Raw genomic sequence first — 11,616 nt, 5'->3', positions numbered from 1 at the left:
AAACGGCTCTATGGGTACGCTAGTGTTAGCTGTAGTTTTGTGGGTATTCTTAGGGAGTTTAGGTATTTAGCGTTTAAGGCAAAACCTATTATAATTGTAGGCTACCTTTTTACTTTTGGTGGATTTTTTGGTATTATTCCATTGATAGATATATTCCACATGCTGATCAACCCTGCCCATTATGAAGGAAACAGTAAATTATTTGCCGCATTTGGAGCAAAATAAAACTTAAAAATACTACCCCTATTGACATTGAAAGCTCTTGTTCAAAATTAAATTACGCCAGGGCTTTTTTGTATCCCTACAGGTTATATTAGTATATACTAAAGTAAATAATATATAAAACAACTATACTTTTTATCAGAACCACGTATTAGAAGTAATTAGTAACAAAAAACGGTTATAAAACATCAGGTACATAATGATCAATATTTACATAGTCTTAGAATACTAAAACAACAAACATGAGAAAAATTGCCAAAGTATTTACCCTTTTACTAGTAGTAGTGGCATTTGCTGCTCCTTCCAAGTCATTTGCTCAAGATGGCAAGAAAAACGTATTTAAAGTAAACTTACTTAGCCCTATTGTGGGTAGTTACAATTTCTTTTATGAAAGAGCACTTGGCTCAAAAACAAGTTTACAATTAGGTGCTGGATTTGTAAGCCTTACCGCAAGTGGTACTGGTATTACAGGATTTAGTGTAACGCCTGAGTTTAGATTTTATCCTAGTGGTAATTCTCCTAAAGGTTTTTATTTAGCTCCTTTTGCACGTTACAATAGTTTATCATTAACAGTAACTGATAACAGTGGTAATGAAGGGAAAGCCACCCTTGCTAGTATGGGTGGTGGTTTAAGTGTTGGTTATCAGTGGATTTTTGGAGACATCGTTTCTTTAGATTTATTTGCTGGTCCTGTATTTAACGCTTCTAGTAACGTAACAGTAGAAACCAACGGGTTTACAGAAGACAGCTTTTCAACAGGTAGTTTTTCTGGTGGCACAGGCGTACGCTTTGGGCTTACCTTAGGAGTAGCCTTCTAAACAAAAGAATCTAATAATTTTCGTTTTATAACCAATTGAGCCAGGTACTACATGTGCCTGGCTTTTTATGTGAATGTGGTAACGGATAAAACACTCACTTTTTGTATTTCCTCTCATTATCAAGCAAAAACTCCTTGATTTTCTGATGGTACTTGGCAATCTTCTTCAGGTTGTACTTTTGTGTCTGGTAAGCGGCATGTCGCCTACCGCCAGTATAAAAAATACGCCCCATCCCTAGTCCAGTCAATATGCCTGAAGCATAGTATCCATTCAGTACACTAAACACTCCAAATGTGAGCGAACCCAAGGTAAGCACACTGGACGATACCCCCCGCCAAAAAACACCTGCATACATTTGCCCTGCTCCAGGGAATATCCACGAAATTGTTTTGGCTTTTTTTATACTCTTAAAAGGCTTTTTTTCTACAAACCCATACAGTGCTTCAATGTTTTGATCTGACTGATGCAGTTTGATGTACCTGACACATAATTGTTTGGCTTTGTTCCATTGGTAAGTTTCGTTGAGGGCAAGTATTTCCAAAAACATCACCCTTTGCACCTTGATTGAGTCTTTGATGGTATTTTTGATGATGTTAATAAATTTAAGTGATTGCTTATACTGCTGCGCCAAATAAGCATTGAGGGCAACTTCATATAACAACAAATAGTTAACAGAATCTTGCGCAGGCAATAACTCGGCGCGTTCTACGGTTTCTTGTGCCAAGGTAAACTGTTTGAGTCTTTTGTGGCAATAAGCTTTGCGTAGTAAAGCCTCATTGGCAATGCTTTTATCTTTGGTCAAAAATACCACCCTTTCATAGGTGAGTTGGGCTTGTTGGTATTGCTTTTGGGCAAATAGTTGGTTGGCTTTTTTTAGGTAATGATGTATCACCGTTTTTGCTGTATGATGGTTGGTAAGGCTGTCTTGGGCATTACTGAAAGACCAACCGCAGAGGCACATCCAAATTAAATAAAACCTCATGGCGAATTGTTTCATATACTTCACGTTGTTGCATTTTTACAGATAATACACTCCCCCAAATATTGCCAATGTAAAAAAAGGAAAACAGGGCGCCATAAATAATAAACCGGGGACTGGCCGCACCATCTTTGATCAAAGCCTCAGCAGCTTGAGCACCCATAAATAAGTTTTGAAAAAGCATGCTTAAACCCTGGCTGGTGTTGCCTGCATACATTTTGCCAGTGCCAGGTACTACAGCCGACAAGATACCTGCTACCAAAGGCGAACGTTGGGGTATTTTTTTTAATTTTTGGGCAAAACTCAACAGCTTTTTTTCCTGACTGGCAAAGGCGGCGTATTGGAAACTGAACGCCCGGCTTCTTTGCTCAAACTGCACATAGTCTTTTTGCAACAAGGCAATGCCTGCCTGCTGAAATTGCCTTAACTCATGCTTTAAACTATCTGAAGGAAGAAGCTGAAGGGTGTCAAGTGCCTGATGTGCGGCGGTATAACGACGAACTCGTGTAAACTCAAGGCTTTGGTAAAAACGGGCTTTATCGTATAACTTGAAATCGGGGGTGACCCAACCAAGAGCCAGGGCAGCAGAGTCTGGTTTTGCCAGTCGGCGATAAGCCATGCCTGCATTGATTGCCAGACGGCTTTGTTGGGTATTGGTAGTAAACTTAGGGCGTAGCTGTTGGGCCAATAGCACTACATTGGCGTATTGCTTTTGACTGACCAAGTACTGCATAAACCTTATTTCTTCGTCAAAGGATGGAGAAACCTGCGCTTTTGCCGAAAGGCAACCAAAAATAAAGAACCACAAGAAGCCTGTAAACCTAATCAATTGAATTCATTTTGTTTTTTATAATAGGGCAAAATCACCTGGTGGCTCACACCTGAAGTTTAGTCTACCATACACCACTACCTCAAGAAGCTTGTTCTTATGGAGCTGTAGACTCACACCAACCACGAAAACAAAAAGCTGCTGCCATACACATACAAGTTTACCAATATAAGTTCACCCAAAAAAATAGCAGCTAAAAAACTCAAAATTTTCATTCGGATAGTGCCCGCCACATAACACACAATATCGGTAGGAACTAACGGAAAAAATGCCCAACCCAGCACATAAAAAAAGCCATAGCGATGATTGAGGCGTTTTCTTACCTTTAGTATTTGATGGGGGAACTTGCGCTGAAAAAAAGCGTCGAAACCCATAAATTGCGAAAAATAATAAATGAGTACGGCCGAAAATAGAATGCCTGCCATAGAGATAACCACTACCATGAGTGGTTGATGAGGAAAAAGCAACGAACCTGCAATGACAAAGGGAGTACTAGGAAAAAGCGCCAACCCTCGTACAATGCTCAGGAGCAGGTACACCAGCAAGATATGCTGCTCAAATTGCTGAAAAAAAGTTTGTAAGCCTTCGGCTGTAAAAAACTGAGGGTGATATATCGCATAAACCAAACAAAACAATAGTACACCCACCCAAAGCGCAAAAACAATACGTTTGACAATTTTCATGGTCAAATATAAACAAAACAATGAATTCAGTACAGCATTAGTGCTTATGTGGGTGCTCGTCTATCAACATCAAATCTTTGATTTTGCCTTTGGTCGTAAAAAACACCCCAGGTGTATTTTTGTGGGTACTTTTGGTGCAACGGCTCAAGCGATCGGCAGTAAGGGCTATTCCTTTGATAATACCGTATTTTTTGATCGCAATTCGGCTAAACCTTGAGCAGCTTACCTCATATATACAAGTAGCAGACATTTGCGGAGAAATTACCTGTTGATAGCCTGTAAGCAAACCTGAAAACACCCAATAAAAAGGGTTAATTGCCTGCACAAAAGTAATTCGTTTTTTTTGAGGTTTTTTGTAGAACTCTTTCCAAGCCCGTAAATCATAACGAGGTGGGGTATTGACAAGCAAATCAAGGTCTGTTGCTTTGTTCTGTGCCTGTAATGGGAGATGAACAAAAGTAACACCACACAATAGACAGATTAAAAGGCGGGCGATTTTCATAAGGTACATTTTATTATTTAAACCACTGGCTTTTTTCTACTCTACCCTACTATTTTTCGCCCTGATTTGTGTCTTCACAAATCACCTCACCCACAAGCTTAAAAAACGGCTTATTTTAGGGTTTCGATCGGTTGGTGAAGACACCATAGCCGTCAGGCTACTATTTTTTTACCCCTGAAATATCTTTCAGTGCCCAAGTTTTGGCGATTCGATCAGAGCGTGGGGACACTCGCTGAGGCGGTGACGGTATTTTTTAAGTGATTTTTTACTATGCTCCTCTTAACCTGACGGCTATGGTGAAGACACACAACCGAGGCGAGGAAGGTACTTTTAAAAAACCGAAGCTACAGTTTTACTGTGCTGAGCTCAACGAAGTTAAAAGCTGGGTAGAGTAGCTTTTTTCATTCTATTTGTTACGTAATTTTAGGTAAAAGCATAGCCCCAAAGGTAATGTTTTGACGATCTCCTCAAGGGCTTTTGTCATATAAAAACAGGTAAAAAATGTCAGTCAATGATTTAAGCTCAAATACTCAAGTTGCAACAACAGCCCAAAAACCTGATTGAGACCTTGTTTGAAGCAAGCATTTATTTTACCTTCTCTAGGTTTTCTATCCCCTCACGATCTGCCGCACCAATGGTCCATCTGCCCAGCATTTTGTTGCCTTTGATGGCATAATTTACCACCCCAAAACTGGTTCCAAACCCCCAGCCTACTACCAGATAGTCGCCTACTACAATGCCTACCCCTTTTTGTCCATCTGGTTTTAGTTGCCAACTAAGTTGATACACCGTACCTGTTTTGGTCACAGTAATGCCTCCCTGGTAGGCTTTTTCGCCCATCGAGCCATTTACTTTGTACTTGCCTTCTATTACTCCAGGCTGGCCACCCGATAACTTTTCGGTACCTGCCCTACTGCTTTGCGATGCTATCCATTCGCCCGCAAGTGTCCCATCTTTATTTATTTTGTAAGCCACTATACCATAAGTGCTATTGCCCCAACCCACGAACAAGTTTTGACCTTTTTTGATGGCTACTCCTTGGTAACTGCCTGCATTGGTGTTCCATTGCAATTGGTAGTATTCACCGCCTTTTTTACTAAACTTAACGGCTCCCTCATAACTAGTACCATTCAGGTCAAACGACTTGGTGATTTTCCAAGTACCCAATATAGGGTCAGTCTGGTTGTTGGTATTAGCAGATGTAGAGTCTGCCGGGTTTACTTCTGCTAACTTAGCCACTTCTTGCCCCTCATCATCATTGTTTTGCTGATAGTTGGTAGTTTGTTGCTGGTATTTTTTTTTGTAATTGTTAACGCGAGGATTTCTACCAAAGTAGCCTCTCATGGCAAGTAACAATACCGCCATTGCCCCCAAAAAACCTAAAAACACGAGTGTTCTTTTCATAATATGATAGGTATGTGAATGTCTGAGTAATTCAATATACTTAAAATTAAGCAGATAGTAGTGAAGAATAACTTGGACAGAAAATATTTATGTGCAATGCTGGATAAATTTTTAAAGATGAGCTCGTCAAAAAAATAGGTTGATCAGCCGCTATTTACACCTGATCAACCTATCATTGTCTAACAATTTAGGGAGCAACCAGTAAATAAAGTACGTGTTTTCAGTGAGAGGTTTTGGTTTGAGGCGAGATGGCAACATCTAGTGGATGTTGAGCCAGCCTGTGCGACGGTTGCGAGCGTAGCCATAGCTACGGTCAAAAAATTTAACAACGCATCAGAGCGAAACATCCTCTGTTAAATGCGTATACTATTTGTTGGTTATTCCCTTACTCAGTAAACCAATGGGTTAGCCATCAGTCTGCTTTATTTTCTTTGCATTTTTTGCTGCTATACCCAGCAACACCAAACCTACCACTACGCCTGGTACGCTAAGCCACTGCCCCATGTTAAAGAAATCGCCCATACCTACCAGCTCAGATTGAACCGGCTTGACAAACTCGTATACAATACGAAGGGTAAATAAAATGACCATAAATAAGCCAAATAATAAGCCTTCTGGAGTTTGGCTTTTGTAACGACTGTATACTAGCAACAGTAAACAAAACAGAAATAAGGACGAAATGGCTTCATAAAACTGTGCAGCGTGTCGGGGTACAGCGTATAAACCATTGACACTTGCCACTACTTTTTTGTCTTTGATGGCAACATTGATCACGGGTGGATTCAGCTTTTTGAAATGAGCCGCAGTAGAATACCGATTCATTGTCATCAGGGTTTTTTGTGCATACTGACGGGCTGCACTTGTGTCTATAGCCCTGCGTTTAAAGGTAATATTTACTTTGACAGAAGTGTGAGGGGTTTTATTAACGGTAGTATCTCGCCCCATCAAATCTACGTTGATGTCTTCTATCTCTCGTTGATAAAACTTCTGGTCAGCCAACCCATTTTTGTAAGTTCCACTAAATACCACCCCATAAGAAGCAGTCGTGGGTTTACCAATAATTTCTGAGTTCATTAAGTTACCAGTACGGATAAAAGCAGCTCCCAAAGCCACTACAATCACAATGCGGTCTACCACCCATAAAAAACTTTGGCCTTCTCTTTTTCGCGAATATAAATACAAGCCTACAGGTATGGCTATGGCAGCTCCATGACTAGCCAAGCCTCCCTCCCATATTCTAAAGATAGCCAAAGGGTCGGAAGCTGAAAAATATTGGCTGGGATCATAGAACAAAACATGCCCTAAACGCGCACCTACTACAGTACACACTACCATATAAATGAGTAACTTCTCTAGATCAGCTTCAGGCTTGCCTTCTATTTTAAATATTTTTGCAATAATTTGCTGACCAATTAAAAAGCCTGAGGCAAACAGTAATCCATACCAACGAATGGTGAGTGGCCCTATTGAAAATATTTCAGGGGAAGTAGCCCAATTGATATAACTTAGCATTATAATATAAAATGGAGTAAAAAAATGAGGTTAAGGAACGTGATCGCAATAACTGTCCGGTTTAGAACATATCCTCTTTCCTGACTTTCGTTACCCCGGCAGTTCCGCCGGGACTATGAGCTTTTATTGTCCGTAGCGCTGCTACGCCCGCAAAAAGTGCCTCAGTCAGCCTTGAGTTTATGACCTCAATCTCGACACTTATTTTTGAACATGTTCCTAAGTAACAGCCACGTTTATCAAGTTCTTTGCCTTAACTATATAGACTTTGTATTTCAATTAGCTCAAGATGATGAGTGCTCTGCTAATTTTTACTGCTTACAATATTTTATATGCTTATTTAGTTGTACTTATGTGTAATAAAAAAGCAAAGCTATTATTGCTAAAGACTATTTTGCTTCACCAAAGAACTATATTTGTCTGTTACCAAGCACCAAAATAAGGTTTTTGGACTCTCTGAATGGTGCATTTTGTTGGTGGCAAAGATACGCAAAAGAATCTAAGTTGCTATTTTTTCATCTGTCAAGTTAAAGTATAGGCAAGATTATGAACAGATGTGCGTTATAACTATGCTTATGGCACTTTTCTTACCCTAATTTTCTTCAAAAAATAGAAAATTTTCAGTTTTTTCTCAAAAAACGCAACAAGTTGAATAAAATCTCGTATAAGGCTTGCGAAAATATTCTATAAATCCTATCTTGCATTAGATTGTTAATCAAACACTACTTCTTAACTCTGTTAAGCAGACTTCGGCAAAAGGTTTTGTACGGTCACAACTTACACTGCTAACAAGTACAATTTCCTAATTCACTTTAACTTTTTTAGTTAAAAAAATGAGAATAAGAGAGGAGAAACTCAGGCTTATATACTCACTTTATTCATAATGATCACAAAACAAGTCAATTTATGCCTACAGTATTAGATATTATCCGACATAAGCGAATCACCAATTTTGTTTGGCGAGATGTAAGAAAGGTAGATGGAACTGCTCTGCACGTATGGAAAAAACGAAGCAAAAGGGTGTTACACAAAAAAACACAAATACTCAATGGGGTTGAAATCCCTTTGATTGATTTTCCTGAATATTACGCCAATACAATCAGTAGTATCATAGCTTACCACTTTGTAAGGAAAGAAAAAAAATACCGCAAACAACTGTTGCCCGAAAATGCCAAGATGCCAGGCGTTTTGACCAACCAGCCAGGTATACAACAATTTGAAAGCAACAATAAAAATAGATATACAGATTTTGATGAGTCACAAAAAAGACGCAAAAAAAAGCGTCGGATTGTGGTAAAAAAGAAAATGGTTGATAATCAACCCAATCATTACTACAAAACTCCATTAGGCATAAACCGTAGCTAAGTTATGCAGCATTTAAAAAAAATACACCGGATGTAATCAATGAGTATTCACATCCGGTGTTTTTGCTTGAGTAAAGGTTACAAATTCTTAAGTAAAGAGAGTAGTTTGGGGTGAGGATACATATCTGTTTTACCAAATAAGTAGGCTCCGTGTGCGTAAATTCCTTTTTTTCCACTACTGGCTTCAGGCATCAATTCAAAAATCCCCCCTTGTCCTGCTTTAAACGTATCTTTATTCAAAGGGATCTCATATTCATCAATCAAAGCCCTCAATAATTTATCGAGCGATGCAAACTGAGCATCGGTGTAGTTTTCGTAGTAAACATGCCCCTTGTAAGGCTCAGCCAACGTGTATACATTGTTTACAATGCCCCCGTAAGCATTTCTAAATATTGTTCCTTGTTTTGTCAAATACCCATAGTTGCATACCTCTATCCCTATCGCTTGAGAGTCGAGATCGGGTCGCCCCAGCCCAATATGCCAGGCCCAATAACCTTTAGGAAAAACCCTTATAACACTTCCGTTTTGGTCAATAATAAAGTCGGTAGCCACTCTTTGGGGGTTACTGTCCCACCAGTTTTTGGTGGCAGTAGCAGAGGGTCCTCCAGCAGTGTGGTGTATCACAATTTGTTTTTTAGGGTACACAGAATCATAATACTGCCCTAACCTCAAAAAACTACTGGTTACTCCTTCATAATCGGGTTTTACCAGGGCAGCCCTCATATTGGTACGTGCGTCTAAACCTTCGGCAAGTTTAAAATCTTTTTCGGCTTTTTTGCTGGATGGTCCAAACATGCCATCAATGGCACCCAGGTAATAGCCTTTGGCTTTCAAAAAGGTTTGCTTTTCTTTAATGGTAAGTGGAACAGGTGGTGGGTTTTTCTCAGCAAATGCCTCCTCCAGAGCATCATAGGTAAACTCATTTACAATACCAGTCACAAAACGCTTTTGTTGAAATTCTTTTACTGCGGCTTCGGTTTTAGGGCCAAAGTCATCGTCTAAAGCACCTTTATAGTGCCCAAGCGCTTTTAGAAATTCCTGAACTTTGCGAGTTTCGCCAGTACCGCTTACTCCTTTTTTAAGAGGTCGTTTCATAATCTTGAATGTAGTATTGAATGATGGAGATATAAACCCTCTAGGGGGTGTATGCTAACAAACTTAACCATTATTATGACATTGAGAAATTAAAAAGCAAGAATATTTGTTTGAAAGAAGGGGATAAAATGGAGACATAAGGCTTACAAAGGGTATGTACTGGTTACTTTGACCTAAGAGCTCATGGCATACACTTCATTTATGTAGACAAAGGGGCTGTCTCATCATAGATTTTTAAATACTAGCCCCACTTGGCAAATATAAAACTTCTGAATGATGAGACACCCACTTCAACTATACATTTTAAGAGCTAATACCCGGCTGCCTGCCCGTCTTTACGCGACTCAGAAGCTCCATAATATACCTTGTTTTTGGCATCATACATAATGGCCTGGTAGCCACCATAAATACCTCGGGCAAAACCCACTTTGTGTCCCATGGCCATCAATTGACGAATGGTACTGTAGTCAAACCCGCTTTCTAACCTTATTTCGCCTCTTCCTTTATTGGCAAACCCGGTAGGAGTAGCAGATCCGGTATGATCCATACGTGGGGCATCACCTGCTTCTTGCAGATTCATTCCAAAGTCAATCATATTCATCACAATTTGGGTGTGCCCTTGTGGTTGAAAATCTCCTCCCATTACACCAAAGCTCATAAAAGGTTGGCCATTTTTGGTAACAAACGCAGGAATAATGGTATGAAAGGGGCGCTTACCTGGTGCATAAGTATTGGCTTGCCCTTTTTGCAAAGAAAACAACTCGCCCCTATCTTGTAACATAAAGCCTAACCCTGGAGGTACCATACCTGATCCCATCCCTCTATAGTTGCTTTGAATCAGCGATACCATGTTGCCGTCTTTGTCAGCAACGGTCAGGTAAATAGTCTCTCCTTTACTTATTTTGCCTGCCGTAAAGTTGCGTCCCGCGCGTTTGCGATTGATAAGTTTACGCCGTTTGGCGGCATACTCTTTAGAAATGAGTGTTTGTAAGGGTACTTTACTAAACTGCATGTCAGCATAATATTTTGCCCGGTCTTCAAACACTAGTTTTTTGGCCTCTGTGACCAAATGGATGTGCTTAGGGCTGCCAAAACTAATTTTACTAAAATCAAACCCTTCAAGTATATTCAACATTTGTAAAGCAGCAATGCCTTGCCCATTGGGTGGCAGCTCCCATACATCGTAGCCCCGATAGTTGACAGCTACCGGCTTTACCCATTCAGACGAATGACTGGCTAAATCGTTGTAAGACAAAAAACCTCCCTGTGACTTGATAAAGCGGGCAATCGTACGCGCTACTTTGCCTTTGTAAAAACCATCCCGCCCTTTTTTGGCAATGATACGATAGGTATTGGCAAGCGCCGGATTCTTGAAGATTTGTCCTTTTTGAGGCGCCTTACCATTAATGGTGTAAGTTTCTTTGATATTAGGAAACCCCTTGCCCAGATAAAACGGAATTGAACGGTTCATATAATAAGCAATTAACTCTGTCAGGGGAAAACCCTTTTCAGCGTATTGAATGGCTGGGTTGAGTATAGTGGTCATTTTGAGTTTGCCAAATTTTTTGTGCAAACTAAACCAACCATCTACTGCACCTGGCACACTTACCGGAAGCGCCCCATGCGCAGGAATTTTCTTGAGTCCCTTTTTTTGAAAATAATCAAGGGTCAGGCTTTTAGGAGAACGCCCGCTGGCATTCAATCCGTACAGTTGTTTGGTTTTGGCATCCCAGACAATGGCAAATAAGTCGCCACCAATTCCACTTCCGGTAGGCTCCATCAAACCCAGAGTAGCATTGGCTGCTATGGCAGCATCAATGGCATTGCCTCCTTTTTTTAGCATATCTAAAGCTACCTGGGTAGCCAATGGATGACTGGTAGCAGCCATGCCATTTTGGGCAATGACCTCCGACCTGGTGGCAAAATTTCTGCCCGTGACCCGGTCTTGTGCCTGTGTGTTTGGCAATGAAAAAAACAACAAAAAAAAGCTTAATAAAAGTGTAGTGAAGTGTCGCATAAAAAAAACAGAAAAATATATAAAAGATTGGGTTACCTTTGTCTTTCAAATTTATTATTGCTCAAAGGTATGATAATGTCGATTGTAATTATTAACAAATAATTGTCAATATGGTTGATAAATCGGCACATAAACGCCCCAAAAAGGTCGTGCACATCAACTACCTTTGTTTTATTTTGTATTTAATTATTAAT

10 protein-coding genes are annotated in these 11,616 nt (G+C 40.0%); 2 read left to right on the top strand and 8 right to left on the bottom strand.

Features of this window, described 5'->3' with window-relative positions; all coding sequences use genetic code 11:
* Positions 1 to 464 precede the first annotated feature (464 nt).
* On the top strand, positions 465 to 1,040 hold the full coding sequence (locus tag M23134_RS22860) for a DUF3575 domain-containing protein (RefSeq protein WP_004156495.1): 576 nt from the start codon (positions 465 to 467) through the stop codon (positions 1,038 to 1,040).
* Positions 1,041 to 1,134: 94 nt separating this feature from the next.
* On the opposite strand, the gene M23134_RS22855 is transcribed toward M23134_RS22860, so the two are convergent.
* The 6 genes from M23134_RS22855 to M23134_RS22830 all read right to left on the bottom strand — a co-directional run bounded on the left by M23134_RS22855 (position 1,135) and on the right by M23134_RS22830 (position 6,949).
* Positions 1,135 to 2,037, bottom strand: coding sequence for an outer membrane protein assembly factor BamD (locus tag M23134_RS22855; protein WP_157558605.1), 903 nt, complete (start codon positions 2,035 to 2,037; stop codon positions 1,135 to 1,137).
* Positions 1,973 to 2,848, bottom strand: coding sequence for a hypothetical protein (locus M23134_RS22850; protein ID WP_157558604.1), 876 nt, complete (start codon positions 2,846 to 2,848; stop codon positions 1,973 to 1,975). Before M23134_RS22850 ends, M23134_RS22855 begins: the two co-directional genes overlap by 65 nt.
* 113 nt (positions 2,849 to 2,961) lie before the next feature.
* On the bottom strand, positions 2,962 to 3,531 hold the full coding sequence (locus M23134_RS22845; protein WP_004156489.1) for a TVP38/TMEM64 family protein: 570 nt from the start codon (positions 3,529 to 3,531) through the stop codon (positions 2,962 to 2,964).
* Positions 3,532 to 3,568: 37 nt separating this feature from the next.
* The gene (gene yidD / locus M23134_RS38725) at positions 3,569 to 4,033 is read right to left on the bottom strand and encodes a membrane protein insertion efficiency factor YidD (protein ID WP_157558603.1); all 465 of its coding nucleotides are present in this window, start codon (positions 4,031 to 4,033) and stop codon (positions 3,569 to 3,571) included.
* 585 nt (positions 4,034 to 4,618) lie between these two features.
* Positions 4,619 to 5,437 carry a hypothetical protein gene (locus tag M23134_RS22835; protein WP_004156483.1) on the bottom strand — a complete coding sequence of 273 codons (819 nt, stop codon included), beginning with the start codon at positions 5,435 to 5,437 and terminating at the stop codon, positions 4,619 to 4,621.
* A 405-nt stretch (positions 5,438 to 5,842) separates the two neighbouring features.
* Positions 5,843 to 6,949: a prolipoprotein diacylglyceryl transferase gene (locus tag M23134_RS22830; protein WP_004156481.1), complete on the bottom strand. Its 1,107-nt coding sequence runs from the start codon at positions 6,947 to 6,949 to the stop codon at positions 5,843 to 5,845.
* Between the two features lie 903 nt (positions 6,950 to 7,852).
* Between M23134_RS22830 and M23134_RS22825 the strand changes: the two genes are divergently transcribed.
* On the top strand, positions 7,853 to 8,311 hold the full coding sequence (locus M23134_RS22825; RefSeq protein WP_004156479.1) for a hypothetical protein: 459 nt from the start codon (positions 7,853 to 7,855) through the stop codon (positions 8,309 to 8,311).
* 77 nt (positions 8,312 to 8,388) lie between these two features.
* Here the strand turns inward: M23134_RS22825 and M23134_RS38720 are convergent, their stop codons facing one another.
* Both M23134_RS38720 and ggt read right to left on the bottom strand, forming a co-directional pair.
* Positions 8,389 to 9,405, bottom strand: coding sequence for a peptidoglycan recognition protein family protein (locus tag M23134_RS38720; protein ID WP_004156477.1), 1,017 nt, complete (start codon positions 9,403 to 9,405; stop codon positions 8,389 to 8,391).
* A 310-nt stretch (positions 9,406 to 9,715) separates the two neighbouring features.
* The gene (ggt, locus tag M23134_RS22815; RefSeq protein ID WP_045114149.1) at positions 9,716 to 11,422 is read right to left on the bottom strand and encodes a gamma-glutamyltransferase; all 1,707 of its coding nucleotides are present in this window, start codon (positions 11,420 to 11,422) and stop codon (positions 9,716 to 9,718) included.
* Positions 11,423 to 11,616 lie beyond the last annotated feature (194 nt).

This window comes from Microscilla marina ATCC 23134 (genome assembly GCF_000169175.1).
GTDB lineage: Bacteria > Bacteroidota > Bacteroidia > Cytophagales > Microscillaceae > Microscilla > Microscilla marina.
This window is presented reverse-complemented; position numbering and strand designations above follow the sequence as displayed.

Excerpts from the sequence above, each read along its gene's own strand:
- M23134_RS22860 (WP_004156495.1), top strand. The coding sequence starts at position 465 with ATGAGAAAAATTGCCAAAGTATTTACCCTTTTACTAGTAGTAGTGGCA.
- M23134_RS22855 (WP_157558605.1), bottom strand. The coding sequence starts at position 2,037 with ATGAAACAATTCGCCATGAGGTTTTATTTAATTTGGATGTGCCTCTGC.
- M23134_RS22845 (WP_004156489.1), bottom strand. The coding sequence starts at position 3,531 with ATGAAAATTGTCAAACGTATTGTTTTTGCGCTTTGGGTGGGTGTACTA.
- yidD (WP_157558603.1), bottom strand. The coding sequence starts at position 4,033 with ATGAAAATCGCCCGCCTTTTAATCTGTCTATTGTGTGGTGTTACTTTT.
- M23134_RS22835 (WP_004156483.1), bottom strand. The coding sequence starts at position 5,437 with ATGAAAAGAACACTCGTGTTTTTAGGTTTTTTGGGGGCAATGGCGGTA.
- M23134_RS22830 (WP_004156481.1), bottom strand. The coding sequence starts at position 6,949 with ATGCTAAGTTATATCAATTGGGCTACTTCCCCTGAAATATTTTCAATA.
- M23134_RS22825 (WP_004156479.1), top strand. The coding sequence starts at position 7,853 with ATGCCTACAGTATTAGATATTATCCGACATAAGCGAATCACCAATTTT.
- M23134_RS38720 (WP_004156477.1), bottom strand. The coding sequence starts at position 9,405 with ATGAAACGACCTCTTAAAAAAGGAGTAAGCGGTACTGGCGAAACTCGC.
- ggt (WP_045114149.1), bottom strand. The coding sequence starts at position 11,422 with ATGCGACACTTCACTACACTTTTATTAAGCTTTTTTTTGTTGTTTTTT.